Genomic DNA, 25,518 nt, shown 5'->3' on the forward strand with positions numbered 1-25,518 from the left:
GACCGAGGCCAGACCTCTTTCCCGCTCTTTTTTATCAGTTGTATCGTCTTTGCTATCTGGTTTGCCGGACTTTATAAGAGGACGAGGTCTGTTGTCGTCTGCGTACTCTTCCACGCGCTGATTAACACCGTACCTACTAGCTTTACTGGTATAGGAGAGGCTATGGGATTTGGTGATTTATCTCAGATCAACCTCTTCTTTTACTTAGGTGGTATTGCTACCATGGCCCTTTACAGTATCTATCTCTGGTACCGGACCGATAAGGAGGAACGAATGCACGAAGCAACATATTTTTGACCGAACTTTGGAGGGGGATTTTTTGCGCACTTGTTTGACTATGTTTTACGTCTTAAAGGATCAGTCGGCAGCAAATCCCCTAGTAAACTCACAAAGGAGAAAGAATTATGATGACTGTAAAAAAGATGTCAACCTGGAAAATCCTTGGAATCTGTTTGTTAGCTTTCTTAGCTTTTATGCTTAGTGGGGCTTGTTCTGTATTGTTCTATCAAGGATCACGATTGCTTGGCATCCCCCTTATCAGCTATGGATTATTCGGCTTTAGTTATGTAAGCCTAGCTCTACTATCTATTTATGTGCTAGCCAAAAGAATCTGTCAGTTTGACTTTGAAAAATTTGGGATAAAGCTGACCTTACCCCGCCTATCTTGTTTAGCTGTAGCAGTCCTTATGCCACTAGCCGTACAGTTAGGTTTGCATCTGTCAGGTGGTCAAAGTTATCTGGCCGATGATTTGTACAAAGCGATCATTATAGGAGGTTTAGCTGCTCCGATTGCCGAAGAGCTATTCTTTAGAGGATTTATCATGAGACTATTGGAGCTCAAATATTCTAGAACTATCGCTATACTATCGCCATCCTTTGCTTTTGCAGCTTTACATTTGTTAAATGGAGCCTTGAATCTTATAACAGCTCTTCAACTCTTACTAGCTGGAACACTAGTTGGGATTCTGTTTTCCTTGGCGACCTATCTGACTAAGTCAATCGTTAATAGTATTCTGATTCATTCTGTTTGGAACCTCATCATGGGAACGGTATTATTTAAACAGCAGTCCTTTTTATTCGGCGGTAAGTATGGCGCTGATATTTCTCCCCTCGCGATTTTAGCTTATGCCATAGCCATTGCAGCTTTATTTTATCTATCTAAGAGAGGCAAGCACCAGTAACTATTTTATGAACTCAAGATTGGTTGCTCCCACAGGGAGAAGGATTGCTCTGATACCACAAGGAGAGTTTAAATAAGTTTCTACGTTAAAATAAGAAACTTGATAGGAGGGAAATTTTTGATAGAATTAAGTTAAAATTTCAAAGTAGATGATTGTATGGAAAGGACTATGCCTGTATCAGATATGCGCTACTACAATCAAAAATTGCGTGATGTTATGTGTTGGATCACAAATTATCTTAACGCGTAACGAAAGGGGGGGATGATAGAATAGAGTCAGGTATTCTACGACTGTTAAACAATCGGTGTTATCAATCTACCCAGCGGTGTTCTGAGGAAGGACTTTATCAGGCATGAGCTGGAATTGGACTTGCCTACCTTCTTCATCTCGATACAGGCTAACTTAGTTTCTAACGAATACGCTTTTTTGATCATAACAAAAACACTCCTAATCCTAGTTCACTAGATTTCAACAGGAGTGTTTTTCTTGTGTCTCATTTTATGGGGCTAGTACCCAACTCTTTTGTTATTTTTGGGTTTATCCCACTCCTATAATGACTACTTCTCTTGTTTTGAAATTTCGTCTTCATAAAACTCAATTTTTTCAATCAGTTTCTCCCTATTTTCCAGTAATTCTGAAATACTGCTGTCCAATAACTTCAAATGAGATTCCAACAATACCAGTCTTTCGTGATAGGTGGCATCACCTTGTAAACGAAGGTCTGAATAGGTTTTGATGTCTTTGATAGGCATCCCTACCGCTTTTAATCGCTGAATAAACTGGAGCCATCTATAATCATTTTCATCATAATAGCGTCTGTTTCCCTCGTCTCTCTTTGGCGATAGGAGACCTTCTTTCTCATAGTACCTTAGGGTATGGATACTGAGACCTGTTAATTCTGATATTTTTCCGATTGAATAATTCATTTTCCTCACCTTCCCCTTGACCTAGAGTTAACTCTAGAAGCTATAATAAGTATAACTTAAAAAGGAGGAATTTAAAAATGACAGAAGCTTCAAACTCATACGTATGTATTACGGGCGCTAGTTCCGGTATTGGACTAGAGTCCGCCAAAGCTTTCGCTCATCTAGGATTCAATTTAATTTTAGCAGCAAGACGACAGGAGCTTTTAGAGGAGTTAACAAGAGAGATCCTTGAGATTTATCCCAATCTAGATATTGTTGTCAAGAGCACTGACTTAGCTATCCCAGATAATGCTTATAGGCTGTATGAGGATTTAAAAGACTATCATATCTCGGTTTGGATTAATAATGCTGGCTTTGGTAGTTATGATAGCGTAGCTGACCAAAGTTTAGAAAAAATTAGGACCATGCTTCATTTGAATATTGAAGCGCTGACGATATTGTCTACCTTGTATGTCAGAGACTATCAGGATACTGAAGGAGCTCAGCTGATTAATATATCATCTCGCGGCGGCTATATGTTGGTCGACAAGGCTGTGAGCTACTGTGCTACAAAATTTTATGTTAGTGCCTTCACCGAAGGGCTTGCTCTTGAGATGAGACATAATTATTCTAAGTTGCAGGCAAAAGTGCTTGCCCCTGCTGCGACCCAAACCGAATTTGGGCAAGTCGCAACAAACTCCAGCACCTATGATTATGATCAACATTTCAAGCAATATCACACCGCTGAAGAGATGGCTGACTTTCTAATCCAGCTGTATCAAAGTGATAGCGTGGTGGGATTAGTGGATGTTAAAGATTTTAGCTTTCACCTCAGCCAGCCACTCTTCCGTCACTAAAAAAAGCCAAACGAAGACTCCAGCTATGACCAGCTGGAGTCTCTTTTTAAAGTAACTAACGATCGAAAATCTGGAATAGCTAATAGTTTTGAGAGTTGGACTCAATCAGTAAATCGTAGCAAAATCACGATTTTGATTTTCCTCGCTCTCCTATTTTAAGGCTCAGGTTTCTGCCACTTTCCTGTTTTTAGGCGGCAGGCTTTGGCAGTCTATCCCCAGACTGCCAAACTCCACTGGAGCATTTTGACACTTGCTGTTCATCACAAAAAATCCGGTGGATGTTTGAAGGTTGAGGATAAGATGAACATCGTTCATCACATTAGATAACCTCCAACAGTTCCCCAAACTGTTGGAGCTATCACTTGGGTGGTCGTTAAACAGTCCAGTGGACTGTTTAAGGGGGCGCCTAAGGATAGGGAAGCGCCCCAAGATAAGGATCGCCAATCAGCAGTGGTTCATTAGGTGCTTTAGCACCAATGAACTGTGCAGGGGTAAGACTTCTTGGCATAGCCAACAAGTCTTACTCCCAACCACTGCGTCAATCTGGTAAATCTAGGATAATGCTAACAGGTCTGGACTTTTGTCCCAGACTCAGCATTTTGACATCAGAACAGTGAAATATCAGATTAGGTTTACAAATGGTTGACAGCTAGACCTTTAACCCACTCTAAATATTTAATTAAAAACCATTACTAAAGGACCGCAGAGCTCAGCATTCAAATTTTCAAAAATAAGCTAAACGATACTAAAAGTGCTCAAGTCATTTATAGTATACTTGACGTTTGTGTCAATTTTCTTTACAGTTCATGTCCTTTCTTGAATAATTTCAATAAAACGAGCTGTAAACTGAGCAGTCAACCCCCAAAGATTTTCACCGGCTAAATCATAGAAGGGAATCTTGCGTTTATCTTGACCAAAGTCATAACTTTGACCATTAGGAATACGCTCAAAAGGAAAGTTACCAGCTGGCTTAGCCTTAGCGATTAAATTATAGGTTTTAGGCTGAGTCGCAAGTAAGTCAGACAAAGAGAGAACAAACAGCCGCTCGACTTCATCTGGGTTCGGGGAGATAGTATGCCAATCACCAGAAATGATACCGACAAAGCAGCGAATGGTTCGATGATGGTGGACAAGATAGTCAATCTCCCCCAATATCTCAATATTATCTGTTGTAACATTTAGTTCTTCGACTGTCTCGCGCAGGGCAGCCTGATAAAAGGTTTCATTCTTTTCTACCCGCCCGCCAGGAAAAGATACTTCCCCTGGCTGCGAAATATGCTTACTTCGGACTTGATAAAGAATTTGCCAATCTTGGCTAGCCTTATTCCAGACCAAGGGCAAAAGAACCGCATAGCGACGCTCCTCGCCGATGGGCTTAGGCTGGTAATGTCTAAAGATATCGAGATAACCTGACATAGGAACTCCCTTGTTTACTGCTTTATTTTTTACCATAATACCATGATTAACCGTCGTTGGACAAGCCAAGACTACTTTTTCCTCTTATATATAAAAATTTTGTATATTTTGTTGACAAAGGCTATCAAATAGATTATGCTTAGTATATAAAAATAATATATATTAAATTTTAGGAGGTTCGTATGTTTTTTCCAGTATCATCCGTCCTCATTGAATTCTTGATTCTAGCTATCATTGAAAAGGAGGATTCTTACGGCTATGAGATTAGTCAAACCATCAAAATCATCGCCAATATTAAAGAATCAACTCTCTATCCCATTCTCAAGAGACTAGAAAAAGCTGGATATGTCACAACTTACAGCCGAGAATATCAGGGAAGACACCGTAAATACTATTCTATTACAGGAACTGGGTTAGAGCAACTGACCCAACGCAAGCAGGTTTGGCATGACCATATTTCGACTATCGACGGCATCATCGAAGGGAGGATTAGACATGACAAGGAATGACTACTTAAGAGAGCTTGATAGATATTTAAAAAAGCTGCCCCAAGACGATTATCAGGAAGCCATGGAATATTTTACGGAATATTTTGATGAAGCTGGGCCGGAAAAAGAAGCAGAAGTTATACGGGAGCTGGGAAGTCCTAGGGAAGCCGCTAATGAAATCCTTCATAATATCCTAGATGAGAAGACTGAGCATAACAATCTATCGCCTAAAAATAATGCTACACTGATTTGGATTGCTATTTTGGCCATTTTGGCTTCACCTTTAGCTTTCCCCTTAGCAATTACTGCCTTAGCATTGGTTCTTACTTTTGTGATTTTAGGCTTTTCTGTCATCCTTGTCTTTTTTTCGCTGGCCTTAGCTGGATTTCTATCGGGTATAGCATTTCTTATTGATGGGTTTACTTATCTGCCAACTTCTCTGCCAGCTAGCTGCTTAGGCTGGGGGCTGGGATTACTGGCTTTAGGAATCGCTGCACTGACTGTTTTAGCAGGCACGGAATTATCACGTGCACTGGGCAGGGGAATAACTAGTTTGGTCCGCTGGGTAGGTAAGAGAGGAGGCCGGCAATGAAAAAGTGGAAAAAATTATTACTCGCAATAGGAATCGTGGCCAGTCTGCTTGGTTTGATTCTTACCTTCGTTGGATTTTATACCGGTGGCATTAGTGGTATCCAGCAGAAGTACCAAGGTGAACGCAGTTTTGTCAAAAAGAAATTGACTAACTTCGATACGATTAATCTTGAAGCTACTAATCCTAATTACCAGTTTTTAGTTAAAACTACTGATGATAAACAGCCTAGCATTACCTATTATAAGTATAAAAAGCAGCCCATTAAAACAAAGGTTAATAATAATGAATTGACCGTCACTGCTGGTTCTCCTAACTCCCGTATCACTATTGAAATGTTTAATTTGGAAGTCTTGGGCGAACTCATTGATAGAAATGATAGAGACACAGTTGTTATCTCCCTGCCCAAGGGAACCAATATTCGTGAATTGAAAAGCTCATTGAACGTTAACGATTTAAAGCTCGATGAACTTACGATTGATAAAGCTGATGTAAAGATGGCTACTGGAGATTTGTCTTTAGATAGAACAACTATAAACAAGGGACACATTGATCTCATTAGTGGCGATATGGTTACGTCTAATGCCCACTTGTCAGATCTAGCTGTATCCATAGATACTGGGGATTTGTCTTTGGACAAAACAAACATAAAAAAAGGTAGTTTGAAACTTATCACTGGGGATATGAATATTTCTAATACGAGTTTATCAGACCTAAGCTTATCCATAGATACTGGAGATATTGAACTGGATAGTGTAATTCTAAACTCCTTATCTATTGATACGTCAACAGGAGACGTCGAGGGTGACGGTTTGACCTTTAGGAAAAATAATAAAATTTCTGTTGATACAGGAGATATCTCTCTTGCCTTGAGCGATTATCAACTCAATGTTTCTAGCCAAACAGATACCGGCGATGAGGAGCTTACGCACAAACTTATACATTCCAACACAAATTTCCTTGATATATCATCCAACACGGGTGATGTTGAAATAGAATAAAAATTCCCTCAATAGGATAGAGCGGCTGAGACAGCTATTACGACCGTCTCAGCCTCTTTTGAGTATCGATAAATTTTGATAAAACGACAATTTCGATTTTTCTCGTTTTCTTATTTTAAGACTCAGGTTTGATGCCACTAATTTGGACAGCAAAGAAGAAGATACAGACTGTTGCTGGTAGGGAATTAACATTACCCCAAGGATGATCCTACATAGAGTTTAAAAATGGCATTACAAAATATGGGAATCAAAGATACTCCCAATAGGTAACGTAGCCCAGAGACTGGGCTGATTCGCAATAGCCTTTAGTCTAACTAATGTTTGTTGATCTATATTTTAGACAGTATGTCCATATTTTTGTTATAATATATTATACAAATTTAGAGCTGATTTTCAGCATATTTCGATATTTTTTAGACATTGTGATTAAAATTATATAAAGCAAGCTAATCTTGAGAGGATAGCTCCTAAATACACCTTCATGAAAACCTGGAATTTAGACTGAGTGCCCTATCTGTAAACAGGCAGTGATACTTTAGCTCCAGTTTTTTACGGACTGGTAAAGAAAGGAGATTTTGATGACAAAAGATAATCGCAAGAAACGCACTCGAAAGGCATTAGAGCAAGCTATGGTCCAGCTATTAGGAAGCCATAATTTTGATGAAATCACAACTAGCCAACTGGCCAAGACTGCCGGTATCAGTCGTTCAAGCTTTTATACTCATTACAAGGATAAGTACGATATGATTGACCGCTATCAACAGGCTATTTTTAATAAACTGGAGTATGTTTTTGATAAACATCACAGGGATATTGAGTCTACCCTGCTGGAAGTATTTGAATTTCTGGATCGGGAATCACTCTTTGCCAGCTTGATTACCCAAAATGGAACGAAAGAAATTCAAAATTTTATCCGCCATCACCTACAGCGGCTGATTTCTTCTGATTTTTATGATAATGCACCGTCCCCCGAACGCAGTTCTATAGAAAGACTCTACAATAGTGTCTATCTCAGTCACGCTATGTTTGGGGTCTATCAAATTTGGGTGGTTCGCGGTAAAAAAGAAAGCCCAAAACAAATTACTAAACTCCTGATGAAGTTGCTACCGGACAGTAATTGAGCAAATTATCATGGAAGAAATTCTTTTTCCAAGCAAGAGATCTGTGAACTTTACTAGTTTTTGGGATTTTAATAGGGCTCAGCCAGCCCGCCAGAATTATTAGACAATAAACCCCCGTTCAGCTGGACGGGGGTTTCATAGGCCATAATACGATATGGATTAAAGCATCTTGTTGTAGAATTCAACGATCAGAGCTTCATTGATTTCAGGATTAATTTCGTCACGTTCTGGCAAACGAGTCAATGAACCTTCAAGTTTTTCAGCATCGAATGATACAAATGCTGGGCGCCCTAAGGTTGCTTCAACAGCTTCCAAGATCGCTGGAACTTGCGCTGATTTCTCACGAACTGAGATCACTTGTCCTGGTTCTACGCGGAATGATGGGATATCAACACGTTTTCCATCCACAAGGATGTGGCCGTGGTTAACAAATTGACGTGCTTGGCGGCGTGTTGTTGCAAGACCTAAACGGTAAACAACGTTGTCCAAACGACGTTCAAGCAAGATCATAAAGTTGTAACCAAGCGTTCCTTCTTTGATCTTAGTAGCTTGTACGAATAAGTTACGGAATTGCTTCTCACCCAAACCGTAAGTGAAGCGTAATTTTTGCTTCTCAGCCAATTGCAAACCGTACTCGGAAAGTTTTGACCGGTTGTTTGGACCGTGCTGACCTGGTACGTAATTACGACGTGCCAACTCTTTACCTGTACCTGTAAGTGACAAGCCAAGGCGGCGTGATTGTTTCCATGATGGACCTGTATAACGTGACATATTTATGTCCTCCTATAAAATTAAAATTTTGTAGGAAATAACGTCTTAGACAAATCTAATTCGTGCAGATGCCCTTCGCCTAAACAGCCAAGGTTACTGGTTTTTCAGAACATCTGTTGACGAGCTTTATTTTGCCCTGCTGCTATTTCACACGAAGGTAAGTATAACACAAAAAAAAGCCTAGGACAAGGCTTTTTGACTAGAATCTGATTAAACAGTTGATTCATTTTCGTTTGGCTCTATAAAATGAAAACATCAACCGCCAGAAGAGGCAAAGATTTCTTCTATAATGCTACGAGGAAGGCTTTAAGTTTTTATCGATATTGTCCGTCTAGACAATTGGTAGCGGTGTCTTTCTCGCCTTATCGAGAATTAAACCACCATCAACAGCCTCTTTGCATAGGCTGATTTCTTCATACATAATAGGTCAAAAGGCCTCGGTTTTATTCATTTTCTTCCTAGCTATTTCCTCAAAAGTCTATATTGCAAGGAATGCCTTGCTGCGTTGGGACAGGCGCTTTTAAACAAGTAAAATTGCTGTTTTTAGAACACCTGCTGATAAGATTCATTTGCTGTGCTGCTTTTACACAAGGGTAAGGATATTGTAAAGCTATCTATTAATAAATTCCCTATTAAACAGGAATTTTTTACACTTCAATATTTGTATAGCTTTACACTTGTGTTAATTAAATGTAAAGAAAAATCCCTTATCTTCCTTAACCTATCAGTCAAAATAACGAATTAAGCTCTTTTCGGTCAAAATATCAGAGTAGGTATAAGACTCAACGTAGGCATTGCTAATTTCACCAGGCTGGCTGGCATGGTCATTGTATTCAACAACAAAAAGAGAAGGATAAACTTCAATCAAACGACCGATCTTTGTTTTCTCCCGTTTACGACCATGATCCAAAGTCATCTCAACTTCTTGGCCCTCATGGTTTTTAACTTCCTCTTTAATTTTTTTCATTTTAGCAACATCTGTAAATGCATCACTCATATTTCTTACCTTTCTTCAAATTGTGCGATTGATGAGAACTTATTGTACTCTTTTTGGAATATTAATTTGACGGTCCCTCGTGCTCCAGCACGGTTTTTTTCTAAGATTACCTCAATGGTGTTATCTTCTAATTGATCCTGCCCTTCCTCTTTGTCACCGCGCTCGTAATAATCATCACGGTAGAGAAAAGCAACAATATCAGCATCTTGCTCAATAGATCCTGACTCTCGGATATCCGAAAGTACTGGCCGCTTATCTTGTCTCTGCTCAACACCACGTGAAAGCTGACTGAGGGCAATGACGGGAACTTTTAACTCCTTGGCTAGGATTTTAAGCTGGCGGGAAATGTCTGAAACTTCCTGCTGGCGATTTTCCGAGCGAGATCCAGTGATCAGCTGGAGATAATCAATAACAATGAGTCCCAGCCCGCCTAACTCCTGAGCTAGCTTTCTTGAACGAGCTCGTATCTCCGTCACTTTAATTCCTGGAGTATCGTCAATATAAATTGGCGCATCAGCCAAGGTTCCTTGGGCTAAGGTCAAGTTTTGCCAGTCTTGATCAGTCAGCTGGCCCGTCCGCAGGGCATGAGAATCCACCAACCCTTCAGCTGCCAGCATCCGATTAACTAAGCTTTCAGCACCCATTTCTAAGGAAAAAATAGCGACAGGAGCATTTTGCTTCGTGCCAACATTCTGGGCAATATTAAGTACAAAAGCTGTCTTACCAACTGCGGGACGCGCCGCTAATATTACCAGCTGATCGGGATGGAGACCAGTCGTAATCTTGTCCAGATCTCTAAAGCCAGTAGGCAGCCCTGTAACATCCGTTGTCTGCTGGGAACGTTCTTCTAGGCTTTCATAGTTTTCCTTGAGGACATCTGAAATTTTACGAAATCCACTGCTATTTGAGCGTTCATTAATATCAACTAAAGCTTTTTCTGCATGGGCGATGATATCATCTGATTCGATCGAGCCATCGTAAGCTTCGTTGACTGTCTCTGTCAATCTGCTGATAATATTGCGTAACATGGCTTTTTCTGCCACAATTTTAGCATAATATTCAGCATTGGCACTGGTTGGCACACTATTAACGAGCTCAACAAGATAGGCGATTCCGCCGATATTTTGCAGGTCGTCCTGACTGTCTAAAATAGCCCGAACAGTTGTAGCATCAATCGCATCATTACGATCATTCAACTTGATCATGGCCTGAAAAATAATTCTGTGCGAGTATTTATAAAAATCCTCGGGCTCTATATACTCCCTGACGGAAATTAACTTATCAGGGCTGATAAAAATAGACCCTAGAACAGCCTGCTCAGCAATTAAATCTTGCGGCTGCACACGCAGCTCTTGAGTCTCTGGCATAAACGGTTACCCCCTTTCATAAAATATTAGATTAAATCTATAACATGACTAGAATTTTAGGAAAGTGACTGCACTAGCTTTAACACTTGATGTCCAATTCACAGGTATTAGCAAAGCCCCTAGTCCCTGAGTTTAATAAGTGAATAAGACTAAAACGAAATGGCAAACATCATCTAAGAGCAAGTCAAAACCAAAAATGTTCAAAATTGCTCTTCGCAAGCGTATTTCTCTCTACAGAACCGGCAGCTTAAGCTTCTTCAATATTAAGTTTGATCTGGGCTTCAACTTCCTTGTGGAGCTTAACAGGCACCTCAATTAGGCCCACGGCACGAATAGGATGCTCCAGCACGATAGAACGCTTATCAACCTTGATATCAAACTGCTTTTGCAGCTCATCAGCAATTTTCTTAGCTGTGATAGAGCCAAAAGTACGGCCATCTGGTCCAACTTTCTCGGTAAAGTGAACACGGGTTGCCTCTTTTTCCAACTGGGCTTTGACAGCCTTTGCTTCAGCAAGAATTTCGGCGGCAGCTTTTTGTTCTGATTTTTGTTTACCTTTTAATTCGTTGATGGCTTGGCTAGTAGCCTCTTTTGCAAGGTTCTTTTTAATCAGAAAATTTTGGGCATAGCCCGTTGGAACTTCTTTAATTTCTCCTTTTTTCCCTTTACCTTTAACATCAGCTAGAAAAATAACTTTCATCTTAGATTTCCTCCTCAAGTATTTGATCAATAATGTCAGTTAATTCTGCATAGGCCTGCTTAACAGTCTTGTCATCTAGTTGACAGGCAGCCAGATTAAAGTGGCCGCCTCCACCCATTTGTTCCATGATACGCTGGACATTGATTTTATTGCGGCTACGAGCTGAAATTGCCGTCTGCCCCGCTGCATTTTTACTGATAACAAAGCTGGCCTCGATATTGGCCATTGACAAGAGCGTGTCAGCCGCTTTACTGGCAATGATATTGCTGTAAACCTGATCTTCTGGTCCTTGAGCAATGATCATAGTGTTACCATACGATTGGCCAGTTAATATCAGCTCATTGACCTGACGATATTCATCAAAGTCTGTTGCTGAAATATTTTGAATTTCCAAACTGTCACTGCCCATAGTACGCAGGTAACTGGCGACATCAAAGGTACGGTTGGTCACACGGGTTGAGAAGTTTTTGGTATCCAGCATAATTCCAGCCATCAAAAGGCTGGCTTGAATCTTAGATAGAGTATGACGGCCATTTTGGAATTGCAGCAATTCGGTAACCAGTTCGCTGGCGCTGCTGGCACCGCTTTCGATAAAGGTCAAGATAGCTTTATCAGGGAAGTCTTCATCTCGTCTATGATGGTCAACGACGATAACCTCTGTAAACTTGTTATATAGCTCCTTAGACAGGGTTAGGGCTGTTTTTGAATGGTCAACCATGATTAAGAGATCGTTCTCACTAGAGTGAGCTAGAGCTTCTTCAACTGTCAAGAGCTGGGTAGCTCCTTCTTCTTGCAGCCTATGAACAGCTTTAGCGATATCAGTATTCATATCAGTATCATCATAGACAGCAAAGCTGGCCTCTAAAATATTTGAGGCAAAGCGCTGCATACCAACAGCTGCCCCCAGTGCATCCATATCCAGATGGGCATGCCCGACAATGAAGACTTGCTCAGCACTCTTAATTCGATCAGAAATAGCCGTCATCATAGCGCGAGTACGGGTTCTGGAACGCTTAACGGTAGAAACTGTTCCACCACCAAAATAGAGGGCTTTTTTGTGTTCATCAGTCTCTTTGATAACCACCTGATCCCCACCACGCATGAGAGCAATATTAAGGTTTTGCTGGGCTGCTTGACCAATCTGCTGATGGTTATTTTCACCGAAGGAAATTCCCATACTGAGGGTCAAAGGGAGTTCCAGCTCTTTAGCAGATTCACGGAAATGCTCCAGCATGGTGAATTTATCTTCTATCAAGGCAGATAAAACCTTATAATCACTGAAGAAATAAAAGCGATCCATGCTAACGCGACGATAATAAATCTGATGCTGCTGGGCAAAATCAGAAATAAAATTGGCAATAAAGCCATTGATTTGTGCGACATCGCTGTCAGACAAATTAGTCGTAATATCATCGTAGTTATCTACTGAAATGATACCAATAACTGGGCGTTTGAAAGATGTATCTATGCTAGTATCATCACTGGCTGAATCAAAAAAGTAAAAGAGGCCAGCTGATAGATCTAAATTGATGACATAAGTATGATTGTTGACCCGAATGCGATGATTGGCCGATCCTTCCTTCTGTTCGCGGATAGTGCGGCGTAGTAAATCTACATCCAAACCACCAGCATCATTGGTAAAGATAAGCTCAGCATAAGGGTTGAACCAACCGATGTCGTCAGTTTCCGGATCAAATTGAACTACACCGACAGGCATCTTATCCAGAAGGGATTTGAGGCTGAGTTCGGTCTGGTCATTAAGCCGCTCGATCTGCTCTAACTCTGATAACTCATAGGCCTGTTTTTGGTAGTAAAGGAGACCGACCATTGCTACGAGGACAAGGAAAATTGCTAGCAGCAAAGACGTCTGAGAAGTCATTGTTCTCACACAGATAGCCAAGATACCAAAGAAAATCAAACCGATCATCACAAGATGGATGGTCTCTAAACGAATTTTTCTCATTATTAAACCTCTTAATCTGCATATTATATCATAAAGAAGCCTAAAATTCTAGGCTTCTTTTAAGGCAAATCGTGGGGACATTTAGGACTTGCGGCTGGCCTTTTGATTCCCTTCCAAGTAGACCATGAGAATAGAAATATCAGCTGGATTAACACCCGAAATCCGACTGGCTTGGCCGATGGTTTCAGGATTGATCTTTTTGAATTTCTGGCGGGCTTCGGTGGCGATGGAGTCGATGTCATCCCAGTTAATGTTAGCAGGAATTTTCTTTTCTTCCATACGCTTCATCTTGGCCACTTGATCTAGGGCTTTATTGATGTAGCCTTCATACTTGATTTCGGTTTCGAGTAGTTCAATCAGCTTATCATCCAAGTCCTCAGCAGCAGAGCCGATAAATTCGATGACGTCAGCATAACTGACTTCTGGACGACGCATGAATTCCTTTGCTGTCAAAGCATCTGTCAAGGGTTTAAATCCCATAGCAACAACCTTTTCATTGGTTTGCTTGACAGGTTTTAGCTTGATAGTTGACAGGCGTGTCATCTCGTTGTCAAACTGCGCTTTCTTAATCTCGAAGCTGAGCCAACGCTCTTCGTCAACCAGACCGACTTCTCTGCCGATTGGAGTCAAACGCATATCGGCATTGTCATGGCGCAGAATCAGACGGTACTCGGCGCGTGAGGTCAAGAGGCGGTAGGGTTCAAGGGTTCCTTTTGTCACCAAATCATCAATCATAACACCGATATAGGCATCGCTGCGCTTGAGAATAAGTTCAGGCTTACCTTGAACTTTAAGGGCAGCATTGATCCCAGCCACTAGGCCTTGACCAGCTGCTTCCTCATAGCCAGAAGTCCCATTGGTCTGTCCAGCTGTAAAGAGACCAGAGATCAGCTTGGTTTCAAGAGTAGCCCGCAGCTGGTGAGGCAGGACAATATCGTACTCAATGGCATAGCCCGTGCGCATCATCTCAGCCTTTTCGAGACCCTTGATGGAGCGCAAAAGATCGCGCTGAACATCTTCAGGCAGGCTGGTTGAGAGACCTTGGACATAGACTTCCTCAGTATGGCGTCCTTCGGGTTCCAAGAACAGTTGGTGGCGATCCTTGTCGGCAAAGCGGACAATCTTATCTTCGATCGATGGGCAATAGCGTGGTCCAACCCCCTTGACGACACCTGAAAACATAGGAGCGCGGTGGAGGTTTTTATTGATAATATCATGGCTGGACTGGTTGGTATAGGTCAGCCAGCAAGGCACTTGATCCTGCAGGTAATCCCTATCTTTTGACAAGAAAGAGAAGTGGTTAGGCGTGGTATCGCCGGGTTGGATTTCTGTTTCGTCGTAGTTGATCGTTGAGGCCTTGACACGTGGGGGAGTTCCTGTTTTGAAACGCCCAATTTCAAGCCCTAGTTTTTTAAGGTTATCGGCTAAGGTAACAGAGGCTAGGCTGTTGTTGGGACCAGATGAATACTTGAGGTCACCGAGGATGATCTCTCCACGCAGGGCAGTCCCAGTCGTTACCACAACAGCCTTGGCACCGTACTTGATCCCAGTTGCCGTGACAACACCGACAACCTTGCCATCTTCGACCAAGATATCATCGATCATGCTTTGGCGCAGGGTTAAGTTTTCCTGCTGCTCAACGGTGTGTTTCATCTCACGCGCATAGAGGGCCTTGTCGGCTTGGGCACGCAGGGCACGAACCGCTGGACCCTTACCAGTATTGAGCATTTTCATTTGGATATAGGTCTTGTCAATATTCTTGCCCATCTCACCGCCGAGCGCATCGATCTCACGCACCACGATCCCTTTGGCAGAGCCGCCGATAGACGGATTGCAGGGCATAAAGGCCAGCATCTCAAGGTTGATGGTAGCCAGCAAGGTCTTGCAGCCCATACGGCTGGCAGCCAAGCTAGCTTCAACACCAGCATGCCCAGCCCCAACCACAATAACATCAAATTCTTCTGCAAATGTGTGTGTCATTTCGTCTCCTTCTGTTTGATAGAAATAGTATATTCAATCAATCCCCACAAAACTTTGACAATCTTTTTTGTCTGAGTTATTTTATGTGAATACAGTCCCCATAAGATATTTAATATAATATCAGTATCAGTTTTTTTGCTACGATAAAATAGTCGGTATTTCATGTCATTATTAACTTTATTTGTATCGACTTGACCCTGTTCTGATTTTTCAGATGTCGAAGCATTTAGACTAAATGTTTTACTTCTCTTACCATACCGATTAAGAATTGGTCTGGAATCTTAACCGTAATAGTAAACAATGTCATTTAATATATTCCTAATTTTAGAATATTTATATTGTTTACCTAAGAATGGAACGTCCTTTTGAATACCAAAAATCATGACAGTAATTAATAGTGTAGCAATACTCAATACTATATGAACTCCTGCTAATATGTTCTTTATATCTCCATCATTTAAAGCTGTAATAGAGGTTATAATAACCGTGAAACTAGCTAAGAGTATCCCGACGAAAAAATTAGTTCTCCGATGGTCTAAAGAACTGGCTATTTCTAATTCCTTCATCAATCCTTGGATAGTTTCATCAAAAGGACGTGAGGGTTTTTTTAAAATATAATTGTTAATTTCTTTTAACTTGTTCAGATAAGTTAGTCTATTTAAGTATGATTTATTAAGCTCCCTAAACTTTTTACCTAAATAAAACAATCGAACAATTAAAGCTGCAAAGACTAATAATACTATCAAAAATAATTTATAATTATTAAATAAGGGTACGATGAAAAAAGTAATTACTGCGAGATAAAAAGCAAAAGCAAATACTATCAACCATACCACAAATTTTCTCTGATAAGATATTACATCTTTAATTTTAAACTCACAATTTATTTTTGAAAAAATATCATTATAAAAATTACTCATCTCTTGGTTTGAAATCTCGTAATCTCTTTTGCTCATTTCCTTTCCTCCGCACAAAAATGGCCAAAACTCTCGAAAACTGTACGTCAAAAACGCACAATTCTCATGAGCTTTGACCATCATGATTATTGTTAGGGTAATTGTATCAAAATCCTTATTTTTGTCAATTCACCTAGATTAGCAAAAGTAACTGAATTGAATCTATTAAACGTATTGACGAACTTCTTGATTGTTATAGGCATTATCAATAATCGCGCCGCCGAGGCATTCGTCTCCATCATAGAAGACAACGGCTTGTCCTGGTGTAATAGCACGCTGAGGCTCATCAAAGATGACTTCTGCCTTGTCACCTGATACCTTGACAGTTACTTTACTGTCTGGTTGACGGTAGCGGAACTTGGCTGTACATTCAAAGCTGAATTCCTCAGGCATATCACGGGTGAAGTGGACTTGACTAGCCTGTAAAGAGGTTGACATGAGGGACTCATGGTAGAAACCTTGGCCGACATAAAGGATATTTTGCGACAAGTCCTTGCCGACAACAAACCAAGGGGCATTGTCACCGCCGTGCTGGCCTCCGATTCCCAGACCACCACGCTGGCCGATGGTATAGTACATAAGACCAGCATGCTCGCCCATATCACGACCATCAACGGTCATCATGCGACCGGGTTGCGCTGGGAGGTAGTTCCCTAAGAACTCTTTGAAGTTCTTTTCACCGATGAAACAGATACCGGTCGAGTCTTTCTTTTTAGCTGTCGCTAGACCAGCTTCTTCGGCGATACGGCGCACTTCAGGCTTTTCAAGATGACCCAGAGGGAACATAACCTTTTGCAGCTGCTCTTGTGAGAGCTGGCTAAGGAAATAGGTTTGATCTTTATTGTTGTCAGCCCCACGCAGCATATGGACAGTGCCGTCTTCGCCACGGCTAACTTGGGCATAGTGCCCAGTTGCAACATAGTCCGCGCCCAGACTCATAGCGTAATCAAGGAAGGCTTTGAACTTGATTTCCTTGTTGCACATGACGTCTGGATTTGGGGTACGTCCAGCACGATACTCGGCCAAGAAGTACTCAAAAACACGATCCCAGTACTCTTTTTCAAAGTTAACAGAGTAGTAGGGAATCCCAATTTGGTCTGCAACTGCAGCAACGTCCTTGTAATCTTCGGTCGCTGTGCAGACACCGAACTCATCCGTGTCATCCCAGTTTTTCATGAAGACGCCGATGACATCATAGCCCTGCTGCTTGAGCAAGAGGGCTGTTACTGATGAATCGACACCGCCACTCATCCCGACAACGACACGTGTTTTAGCATTATCCGTCATAGATAATCTCCCATCAAATATAAGATGCTCAGGACTAAAAAGGCTAAAATACAGCTGGTTTTAGCCCCTGCTCAATTGGAAATAGTGACCTAAAATTTAGCCACTATTCTTGGTTAACATAGACTTGAAGGGTCTAGTTATTCAACAATCGATTTGAAGGTCGACATTGAAAAACGGCGTTAGCAACGCTAACACCGTAAAAGATTATAACATGATTTAATCAGAAAGCAAAATTTGGAAATTGTAACCCTTGATGCGGTGATAGAGCCAGTAACTAGCTAGAAGCAGCCAAGCAAGAATTGTCAACCACAGCACAGGCGGGAAATAAGCTGGTTCTGTAAAGCTAACTGTCAATTGGTTAGTCCCTAATTTATTTTTTATCCTTGGGACACCAAAGGTTGACAGACTGTAGTCATCACGTTTTAAAGCATGATGGTTTAGTACTAACCTCGTCTTTTTATAAACGACAATAGGCAGCTCTGTCTCGCTGTTCTTAGTACTCCAACTTAGGGTAAGGGTTCCATCGTTATTAACCCATTTGGTCATGTCTCTCTTAAAAATAATTTTTTCAGCATAGGCATTATAGGCATTACCCTTGACAGACTTGTAAACCGGAACATAATCCGGAGTAGATTTTTCAATTCGTTTTAAGAGGTTATTGAGATTGCTATCGAAGACAGCATCGTACTGGTCTTGGTAACTGCCAGTTGGGTGAACATGGAGGTTGGGTTTTAAAACATAGCGGGAACGCTTAGCAGCTTGAGCTTGCCTGTGGGCAGTATTGACAGTTTGAACTGCACCAATTGAGGCAAAAAGAATTAATGCGACTGAAATCAATTTACGCCATTTAACAAAACGATTAAGCGTCATACTTCCGATAAGCAAAAGCAGGATAGTAGCGGGGATAAAAAACCGAAAAGGAAACTGGACCAGCTGAGCAAACTTGACACCATTGTCAACCAGCCATTTCCAAGGAACAATAGTTGTTGACAGGATGATAAATAGGAGGTAAGCTGCATGAAGGACACGCTTCCACTTAGCCATATTAGTCCAGCGCCAAAGCAGATAAACGATCTGACCCAGCAGGAATAAGACTAGGGGAAACGGTGTTAGTATCCAGTAGCTTGAACCCGTATTGATGGCATTGTTATTGATTAGTTCGTTAACGAAAGGGTCCAATAGTTTATTATCCAGTCTTAAAAAGAGAAGAGCTACCCAAACATTGGCTGTTAAAACTAAACTTAAGATAACTGATAGCAGACCTTGCCTAAAAATCTTGAGCTTATTTTTACTTTGGAAAAAACCATAAGCAAAGAAGGGGAGGTACATGATAACCAGAAAGAGGGTGCTTAAGAGGTGAATTTGAAAAATAAGACTGACTGCAAAAGCCAGCTGCAGGGGGTGAAGCTCTTTATAAAAGGTAAAACGAATAGCTGGTATAAAACAGAAGGGCATAACAGCCGCTCCCCAACTTGTGAACCCCTGACGCATAGTCCAATATTGAATGGAAAAGGTTGTCAGGTAAAACAAAGCAATAGGGAGGGCGATTTCTTCCTTGACCTTGGCAGCTCTGAGTAGACTGTACATGGACATTCCAGCTATTAGGCCTAAAATAAAGCGAGACAGGAGCTGATAGCCAAACCAAGAGCGGCCCAAGAGTACCAAGATTCCTTGAAAATAGGCAAAAAAAGGACCGTAGACTGCATTGACAATTCGTCCTGATTGCTGAAAACCATAGATAGATATGAAATAGGAGAAATTCCAATGCCTAATTTGCATAGCAGCTTCATAAAAGCGGTTGTAATGAAAAATAGAATCTGACCCAAAGATAACGTCTTTGGTTATCCATTGGGGGAGGATTAAGGCAAAGGAAAATAAAGCTACTACTATAATAGGTCTCAATTGTTGGAAATACGTTCTATTCATGTATTTTTGACTCCTTTTTACGGCCTTGGCCTTGCCTTATTAGTATATCATAAAAAGCCATCCACAAGCTGTGGATGGCTTCATATCAAGGCTAATTTGTTTTTTATACGCCTTTAGTTTTACATTCCCCAAGCTGACATACCTTGCGCATTGTAGGCGTTGATAGCAGCATTGACTTGATCTTGGACGGTTGCAGTTGAACCCCAACCAGGCATCGTTTGAAAGAGACCTGAAGCACCTGAACCATTAGAAACGTAGGGATTTCCATTGGATTCACGCGCAATGATGTATTCCCATGTTGCTTGGCTAACACCTGTTGCAGCCGCCATTTGGGCTGCGGCGTCAGACCCGACAGCACCAGCCGTGTTACCATTGGCCAATCCACGGGCTCCATTAGTATTAGCTGTACTTGTAGCTACTGCTGGAGTATTGCTGCTAGCTGATTGTGCTTGATCAGCAGCGGCTGGCCGTTGCTGATTTGCCAGAGTTTCTTCTTGAGGCTGAGAGGCTGCCGTAGGAGCTGTTGCTGTCGAAGCTGCAATTTCAGCAGGCTGAGTATCTGCAGGGGCTTTCTTGTCCTCATCTCCATCGTTCGCAGAGGGAGAGACTTCCTCTGCAAAAGAGGATTCAGATAGGGAAAATTTGCTATTTTCAGAGATGAGGCCCAAGACTAGAGCCGCAAATGTCGTCAAGATAGTAAAAATAACAAGTCTATCAGATAATTTAGTTTTGTTTGTTCTTCTCTTAGGCATTGATAACTCCTTTACTACACAAGTTTTCTCTCATTTTACCCCAGTCTTGTTACCAATGAGTTGGATTGGTGTTAAAATTATTACAATTACATGTTAATTTACACAAAAAAGCTCTAAGTTCTTAACTTAAAGCTTCTTTGTTACATCCCTCTACTACTTATGAATACCTACTTCTTTTAATACCAGCCGTTGGCATTCCAATAGTCAAGGGCTGCTGACCAAGAACCGTAGCGGCCTGATACGTAGCTATCTGCTGTACGTTCTTGGTTTTCTTCTGATAAATCATTGTTTAGATAATCTCTTGTCAGTTGGTAACGGCCGTAATATTGACCATTTTCAGCTGTATAGCTACCACCTGATTCACGCTGAGCAATTTCTTCTTTGGCAGCTGCATCAGCAGAACTCAGGCTCGATGCATAACCAGATGTTGCTGGGGCTTCTTCTTGTACTGGCGCTTCGCTAGCTGCTGGGGCCTCAGACACTGCTTCAGAAGCCGGGGCTTCACTGCTAGCTGTTTCTTCACTAACAACAGCATTCGCATCTTGTGGCGCTTGGCTTTCTTCAGAGCTTGCGGCCTCAGAAACCGGAGCCTCACTATTTTCAACTGGAGCTTCTTGTTCAGCTGTTTCTTGAGTTGATGTTTCACTGCTCGTCGTTTCTTGAGTAGCCACTTCTTCTGGTGCTGGGGCTTGAACCTCTTCAACAACTGGTTCTTGCGGCGCTTCACTAGCAGCATAACTAACTTCTTCTTGTTGGGTTACTTCGCTTGTCGCTACTGCATCATATGCTGGAGCTTGGACAGGGGCTTCGCTGGTTACTGAAGCGTCAGCAACCTCTTGGACCGCTGGAGCCTCAACCGCTTCGCTTGTCGCTGCAGCTGTATCAGCACTGGTCAATTCCGCTGCTGAGCCCGCTGTGGCTACAGCTCCTGACACTTCAATATTTTGTCCAGCCACAATGTAGTCTGGATTTTCAATATTATTGATTTGAGCCAAGTTATCAACAGTGGTATTGTGACTTTCAGCAATTGCTGAAAGTGTATCTCCCGCCTTGACCGTGTATGTTTCAGCGTGGGCAACATGGGCAACGGCTGTTGCGCCGAATGCTGCTGCTGCCGACAAACTAGCCAAGGCTAATTTTTTAGAATGGAGTGCATTTTTCAAAATTGATTTAGTAGACATAAAAAAATTATGCTCCTTTTTTAAAATATACCCTATACTATACACTCTTTTTGTTACTTTAGTTTTAGTCTTAGATTAAAAATATTACAGACATTTTTAATCTTGATAAAGAAAAAGGAAAAGCTTGGGCTAGTGCACAAATATCTCAAGTTTTCCAGTTTCACTTTTAATTTAAGGGCTAGGACAAATATTTTAAGAACTAACTCTTGAGGATAAAGAGAAGAAGACCCAGACCTATCATTATAAGGATGGTTAAACTATCCGGCCAGCGCCACAGCAGACGGCGGTATTTGCTGCGACCATCCCCTCCTTGATAACCACGCGCTTCCATGGCAACGGCCAGCGCATCTGCCCGTTTAAAACTTGAAGCAAAGAGGGGAATCAAGATAGGTATGATGGATTTAATTTTTTGAACCATACTTCCCTCACCAAAATCAACACCTCGGGCACGTTGAGCCTTCATGATTCGGCTGGTGTCATCCATTAAGGTCGGCACAAAGCGTAAACTGAGCGAAAGCATAAGGCCGATTTCATGAACGGGAACTTTAAACGGTTTAAGTGGTTTAAGTAAAGATTCTACAGCATCCGACAGGCTCAAAGGAGTTGTTGTCAATGTCAATAGGGTTGAAAAGGAGATAATCAGAACAAAGCGCATAAAAATCAGAGTTGCCGTCTGAAAACCAGTGTCTGTTATTTTTAGTATCCCAAATTGCCAAATTAGCTGCCCTTGATGATTAAAGAACATCTGAAAGGCCGTTGTAAAGAGAATAATACCAAACATAGATTGCAAACCATTTAAGAAAAAAGAAAGCTTCATACGGGATAAGCCTATTAGACTTAAAGTGAAACCAGTCATAATAAGGTTGGTCACTAGGTTGTTGGCCCAAAAAATAATCAAGATAAAGATAAACATAGCAAGAAGCTTACTGCGGGGATCTAAGCGATGAATAGGGGAATTACCTGGAATGTACCTTCCTAAAATTAGCTTATCCATATAAGGCCTCCACAAACTCTTTGATGGTTATTGGCAGATGCTCCAGTTGCCAGCCTCGTTGAACTAAATCATGAGCAAATTTGGTAATTTTAGGTACACCCAGTTGTTTACTCTCCAAGAAATCGAGATTCTGAAAAATCTGGCTTGGCTGGCCAGAAGCGATTATTCGTCCCTGTTCTAACACATAGACAAAATCAGCATAATTAGCAACATCGTCCATGAGATGGGTCACTAGAACAATAGTTTGGCCTTGCTGATGGAGCTCAGCAAATAACTCCATTAATTCTCTTCGGCCCTTAGGATCTAGGCCAGCAGTCGGCTCATCTAAGACTAAAATTTGGGGCTCCATGGCTAATATACCGGCGATAGCTACCCTGCGCATTTGTCCTCCAGATAAATCAAAAGGATTTTTATCAAATAGATCGTCACTAATACCGACTTGGCGAAGCTTTTCACCAGCGATTTGTTCAGCTTGATCTTTGGCCATGCCAAAATTTTGTGGACCAAAAGCAACATCCTTGAGTACTGTTTCATCAAAAAGCTGGCTTTCAGGAAACTGAAAGACTAAACCTACTTTCTGACGAACAGGCTTAATAACCTTATTTTTTGAATCCGGTGTAATCACAATATCGTCAACTGTAACCTCACCCTGAGTAGGAAGGTTCAGGCCATTGAGCAGCTGCATAATAGTCGATTTACCACTGCCGGTATGACCGATAAAGGCTGTATAGGAACCATCCTTAATATTCAAATTAATATCAAAAAGGGCACGCCCTTCAAATGGCGTTCCCGCTTGGTAAGTGAAGTCTACTTTTTTGAGAGTAATTCCCATAAGTCATCTCCTAATTCCCTTTCATCAGCATAAGTTTTTGAAATAGCAAATTTTGTCTTTTGTAAGGCTGCTAACAACTGAGCTGTAAAAGGACTATCCATACCTAAGCTTTCCAGCTCCTCACCCCTTCCTAGAAATTTAGTTGGCAGGGCTGTTGACTCAACTTGTCCGGATTTCATAACCAAGACTCTATCACTCAAGGCAACCTCATCAAGATCATGCGTGATAGAAATAACAGTCATCCCATACTGTTCACGAACAATCTTGATAGTAGCCATTAAATCGAGACGGCCTTCTGGATCCAACATACTAGTGGCTTCGTCAAGGATAAGTATTTCCGGCCGCATGGCTACAATGCCAGCGATAGCCACACGTTGCTTTTGTCCGCCAGATAAGCGTGCAGGTTCCCGACTGGCAAACTCTGACATGCCAACTAGCTCCAAGGCTTCCTGTACTCTCTTTTTCATTTCTTGGTAAGGCAGGTCTTGGTTTTCCAATCCAAAAGCAACATCATCTTCAACAGTGGCCCCAACAAATTGATTATCAGGATTTTGAAAAACCATACCAATCTTGCGACGCAAGTCCCAAACATTGTCAGCTGTCAATTCTTGACCATCAATTATAATTCGTCCTGAGTCAGCTTCTAGGAGACCGTCAATTAGACGAACCAGAGTTGACTTACCTGAACCATTATGGCCAACAACAGCTAGCCATTCGCCACGTTTCACGTGAAACGTTACGTCTTTTAAAATATCGTTTTGATGCTTATCGTATTTAAAACTTACTTGTTCGAGAGAAATTATCGCTGTCATAAATTACTGAAAGGTATCTTTGAAAAGGTAGCCCGCTCCTTTGAAGTAATCATAACCAGAATATATGGTAAAGAAGAGAGCAATGTAGAGCATTATAGTCCCTAGTAGGGATAGGTGACACAAAAGGAGGATAATAGCTAGCATTTGTGTAACTGTCTTAATTTTTCCCGGCATAGCAGCGGCTAAGACTTGCCCACCCGTCTCCACTAGAAGGAGACGCAGACCTGTAACAGCCAATTCCCGGCAAATAATAATAGCCGAAATCCAAGCAGGAGCTAAGTCCATCCCAACAATCATGATGAAGGCTGACATAACTAACATCTTGTCGGCTAGGGGATCTGCAAATTTACCAAAGTTGGTTACAACCTGCCATTTGCGAGCTAGATAGCCATCCAAATAATCTGTAAAGCTGGCAACTGCAAAAACCAAAGCTGCTAGAAGATGCCATTTGGTGTTACTTGGAATAGAGGTTAAGAGTAAGAAAATCGGTATCATTATGATACGGATTAGGGTTAAAAGATTTGGAAGGTTTTCTTTTTTTGTCATAATAATTTCTTTCTTAGTTAAGAGTAAGGGTAATATAGTTTGTATTATCTTTGTTAAGGTTTGAGAGATCGAGGGTCTGTCCATTAATCTTGACAGTTACATGGTCAACTTTGTCAAGGGTAATGACAGTTTTATCAATATTAGGGGTTAATGTAATAGTAACACTCTTATTTTCCCCACCTAAGGCGAGTCCCTTTTTATCTAGGTCTGAATTGGTAACCCTGATAAGGTTTTCGTCCTCAAAATCTTGAGAAATCTCAATAGTAACCTTAGGGGGTGTATCACCGGTAAGTTTCACTGTCGTATAAGAACCTCTGGTCTTAGCTGTCAAGCTGGATTGACTAGAAGTTGACGACTCTGATGGCCCTGTTTGTTGAGTGCTTGATCCCACCGCTTTTAAAGAGGATCTAGGAGCAGTTGCGCTCGCTTCTTGTTCCCATTGAAAATAGACAGCTGTACCAATTAAACCGACCATGAGCAGACTGAGCAAAGACAAAATGACTAAAGGGAGCCTTCTGTTAGGATCATCTTCTACATAATCAAAACGCTCCGATCGGAGCCATTTCCACTTATCAGGTTCCTGCTCTTGGCCTGCTGTTTCTTCTTCCTCTTGGGGTTCATCTTCGTCAACTTCAATTTCAAAATCAGGATTTTGATACCCTTCCAATAAAAGTTGACTATCTAATTCTAAATAATCACCGTACCTAGTCAGGTAATCTGTAACCTGCCCTTCTCTGACAAATTTAAACTGGTTGAGCTCCATAACTGTAATGTACTGCATAGGCAGTTCCAAATCTTCTGAAACCTGCTCTACAGTCAAATCTTTTGCTTGACGAGCGTCGCGTAAAACCTGACCGATGCTCTTTTTCTTCATACTAACACCTCAAAATAATCAA

The 25,518-nt window shown here is 41.4% G+C and carries 25 protein-coding genes; 7 read left to right on the forward strand and 18 right to left on the reverse strand.

Translation table 11 applies throughout. The annotated features are described in order from the left end of the window. Nucleotides 1-297, forward strand: a 297-nt coding sequence (locus tag ACVR1G_RS09165; protein ID WP_447452875.1) for a CPBP family intramembrane glutamic endopeptidase, incomplete at its 5' end; no start/stop codon positions are given. 107 nt (nucleotides 298-404) lie between these two features. Continuing rightward, nucleotides 405-1,181 carry a CPBP family intramembrane glutamic endopeptidase gene (locus ACVR1G_RS09170; RefSeq protein WP_447452876.1) on the forward strand — a complete coding sequence of 259 codons (777 nt, stop codon included), beginning with the start codon at nucleotides 405-407 and terminating at the stop codon, nucleotides 1,179-1,181. A 557-nt stretch (nucleotides 1,182-1,738) separates the two neighbouring features. On the opposite strand, the gene ACVR1G_RS09175 is transcribed toward ACVR1G_RS09170, so the two are convergent. Then, the gene (locus ACVR1G_RS09175; protein ID WP_447452877.1) at nucleotides 1,739-2,107 is read right to left on the reverse strand and encodes a MerR family transcriptional regulator; all 369 of its coding nucleotides are present in this window, start codon (nucleotides 2,105-2,107) and stop codon (nucleotides 1,739-1,741) included. Between the two features lie 77 nt (nucleotides 2,108-2,184). On the opposite strand from ACVR1G_RS09175, the gene ACVR1G_RS09180 reads away from it, so the two are divergent. Continuing rightward, the gene (locus tag ACVR1G_RS09180; RefSeq protein WP_447452878.1) at nucleotides 2,185-2,943 is read left to right on the forward strand and encodes an SDR family NAD(P)-dependent oxidoreductase; all 759 of its coding nucleotides are present in this window, start codon (nucleotides 2,185-2,187) and stop codon (nucleotides 2,941-2,943) included. Nucleotides 2,944-3,747: 804 nt separating this feature from the next. Here ACVR1G_RS09180 and ACVR1G_RS09185 read toward each other — a convergent pair. After that, nucleotides 3,748-4,359: an NUDIX hydrolase gene (locus ACVR1G_RS09185; protein ID WP_447452928.1), complete on the reverse strand. Its 612-nt coding sequence runs from the start codon at nucleotides 4,357-4,359 to the stop codon at nucleotides 3,748-3,750. Between the two features lie 182 nt (nucleotides 4,360-4,541). On the opposite strand from ACVR1G_RS09185, the gene ACVR1G_RS09190 reads away from it, so the two are divergent. The 4 genes from ACVR1G_RS09190 (at nucleotide 4,542) to ACVR1G_RS09205 (ending at nucleotide 7,558) form a co-directional block, all read left to right on the forward strand. After that, a complete protein-coding gene (locus ACVR1G_RS09190) occupies nucleotides 4,542-4,868 on the forward strand; it encodes a PadR family transcriptional regulator (RefSeq protein ID WP_447452879.1) in 327 nt (108 codons plus the stop codon). After that, nucleotides 4,855-5,439, forward strand: coding sequence for a DUF1700 domain-containing protein (locus tag ACVR1G_RS09195; RefSeq protein ID WP_447452880.1), 585 nt, complete (start codon nucleotides 4,855-4,857; stop codon nucleotides 5,437-5,439). The genes ACVR1G_RS09190 and ACVR1G_RS09195 overlap by 14 nt, the downstream gene beginning before the upstream one ends. Next, nucleotides 5,436-6,437, forward strand: coding sequence for a DUF4097 family beta strand repeat-containing protein (locus ACVR1G_RS09200; RefSeq protein ID WP_447452881.1), 1,002 nt, complete (start codon nucleotides 5,436-5,438; stop codon nucleotides 6,435-6,437). The genes ACVR1G_RS09195 and ACVR1G_RS09200 overlap by 4 nt, the downstream gene beginning before the upstream one ends. Before the next feature lie 578 nt (nucleotides 6,438-7,015). Next, nucleotides 7,016-7,558 carry a TetR/AcrR family transcriptional regulator gene (locus ACVR1G_RS09205; RefSeq protein WP_447452882.1) on the forward strand — a complete coding sequence of 181 codons (543 nt, stop codon included), beginning with the start codon at nucleotides 7,016-7,018 and terminating at the stop codon, nucleotides 7,556-7,558. Between the two features lie 159 nt (nucleotides 7,559-7,717). Here ACVR1G_RS09205 and rpsD read toward each other — a convergent pair whose 3' ends face one another. The 16 genes from rpsD to ACVR1G_RS09285 form a co-directional block, all read right to left on the reverse strand. Next, nucleotides 7,718-8,329: a 30S ribosomal protein S4 gene (rpsD, locus tag ACVR1G_RS09210; RefSeq protein ID WP_447452883.1), complete on the reverse strand. Its 612-nt coding sequence runs from the start codon at nucleotides 8,327-8,329 to the stop codon at nucleotides 7,718-7,720. Nucleotides 8,330-9,053: 724 nt separating this feature from the next. Further along, nucleotides 9,054-9,326, reverse strand: coding sequence for a Veg family protein (locus ACVR1G_RS09215; protein ID WP_447452884.1), 273 nt, complete (start codon nucleotides 9,324-9,326; stop codon nucleotides 9,054-9,056). A 5-nt stretch (nucleotides 9,327-9,331) separates the two neighbouring features. Beyond that, nucleotides 9,332-10,693: a replicative DNA helicase gene (dnaB, locus tag ACVR1G_RS09220; RefSeq protein WP_447452885.1), complete on the reverse strand. Its 1,362-nt coding sequence runs from the start codon at nucleotides 10,691-10,693 to the stop codon at nucleotides 9,332-9,334. 247 nt (nucleotides 10,694-10,940) lie between these two features. Next, complete coding sequence (gene rplI, locus ACVR1G_RS09225) at nucleotides 10,941-11,393, reverse strand: 50S ribosomal protein L9 (protein ID WP_447452886.1); 453 nt, start codon at nucleotides 11,391-11,393, stop codon at nucleotides 10,941-10,943. 1 nt (nucleotide 11,394) lies between these two features. Beyond that, on the reverse strand, nucleotides 11,395-13,356 hold the full coding sequence (locus tag ACVR1G_RS09230) for a GGDEF domain-containing protein (RefSeq protein ID WP_447452887.1): 1,962 nt from the start codon (nucleotides 13,354-13,356) through the stop codon (nucleotides 11,395-11,397). Nucleotides 13,357-13,437: 81 nt separating this feature from the next. Beyond that, nucleotides 13,438-15,336: a tRNA uridine-5-carboxymethylaminomethyl(34) synthesis enzyme MnmG gene (mnmG, locus tag ACVR1G_RS09235; RefSeq protein WP_447452888.1), complete on the reverse strand. Its 1,899-nt coding sequence runs from the start codon at nucleotides 15,334-15,336 to the stop codon at nucleotides 13,438-13,440. Between the two features lie 281 nt (nucleotides 15,337-15,617). Continuing rightward, entirely contained in the window at nucleotides 15,618-16,376 is a 759-nt protein-coding gene (locus tag ACVR1G_RS09240; RefSeq protein WP_447452889.1) for a hypothetical protein, read from the reverse strand. A gap of 81 nt (nucleotides 16,377-16,457) precedes the next feature. Further along, complete coding sequence (gene mnmA, locus ACVR1G_RS09245) at nucleotides 16,458-17,579, reverse strand: tRNA 2-thiouridine(34) synthase MnmA (protein WP_447452890.1); 1,122 nt, start codon at nucleotides 17,577-17,579, stop codon at nucleotides 16,458-16,460. A 216-nt stretch (nucleotides 17,580-17,795) separates the two neighbouring features. Beyond that, on the reverse strand, nucleotides 17,796-19,505 hold the full coding sequence (locus tag ACVR1G_RS09250; protein ID WP_447452891.1) for a putative glycosyltransferase family protein: 1,710 nt from the start codon (nucleotides 19,503-19,505) through the stop codon (nucleotides 17,796-17,798). 119 nt (nucleotides 19,506-19,624) lie between these two features. Then, nucleotides 19,625-20,257 carry a transglycosylase SLT domain-containing protein gene (locus tag ACVR1G_RS09255; protein ID WP_447452892.1) on the reverse strand — a complete coding sequence of 211 codons (633 nt, stop codon included), beginning with the start codon at nucleotides 20,255-20,257 and terminating at the stop codon, nucleotides 19,625-19,627. Nucleotides 20,258-20,433: 176 nt separating this feature from the next. Further along, nucleotides 20,434-21,438, reverse strand: coding sequence for a LysM peptidoglycan-binding domain-containing protein (locus ACVR1G_RS09260; RefSeq protein ID WP_447452893.1), 1,005 nt, complete (start codon nucleotides 21,436-21,438; stop codon nucleotides 20,434-20,436). A 199-nt stretch (nucleotides 21,439-21,637) separates the two neighbouring features. Then, nucleotides 21,638-22,432: an energy-coupling factor transporter transmembrane component T family protein gene (locus tag ACVR1G_RS09265; protein WP_447452894.1), complete on the reverse strand. Its 795-nt coding sequence runs from the start codon at nucleotides 22,430-22,432 to the stop codon at nucleotides 21,638-21,640. Further along, nucleotides 22,425-23,264: an energy-coupling factor transporter ATPase gene (locus ACVR1G_RS09270; RefSeq protein WP_447452895.1), complete on the reverse strand. Its 840-nt coding sequence runs from the start codon at nucleotides 23,262-23,264 to the stop codon at nucleotides 22,425-22,427. Before ACVR1G_RS09270 ends, ACVR1G_RS09265 begins: the two co-directional genes overlap by 8 nt. Next, nucleotides 23,240-24,076 carry an energy-coupling factor ABC transporter ATP-binding protein gene (locus tag ACVR1G_RS09275; protein ID WP_447452896.1) on the reverse strand — a complete coding sequence of 279 codons (837 nt, stop codon included), beginning with the start codon at nucleotides 24,074-24,076 and terminating at the stop codon, nucleotides 23,240-23,242. Before ACVR1G_RS09275 ends, ACVR1G_RS09270 begins: the two co-directional genes overlap by 25 nt. A 3-nt stretch (nucleotides 24,077-24,079) precedes the next feature. After that, nucleotides 24,080-24,622 (reverse strand): CDP-diacylglycerol--glycerol-3-phosphate 3-phosphatidyltransferase, encoded by a 543-nt coding sequence (gene pgsA, locus ACVR1G_RS09280; RefSeq protein WP_447452897.1) that lies wholly within the window; start codon nucleotides 24,620-24,622, stop codon nucleotides 24,080-24,082. A 13-nt stretch (nucleotides 24,623-24,635) separates the two neighbouring features. Continuing rightward, nucleotides 24,636-25,496, reverse strand: a complete 861-nt coding sequence (locus ACVR1G_RS09285) for a helix-turn-helix domain-containing protein (RefSeq protein WP_447452898.1) — start codon at nucleotides 25,494-25,496, stop codon at nucleotides 24,636-24,638. Nucleotides 25,497-25,518: the final 22 nt, after the last annotated feature.

The organism is Streptococcus dentasini (assembly GCF_053206945.1).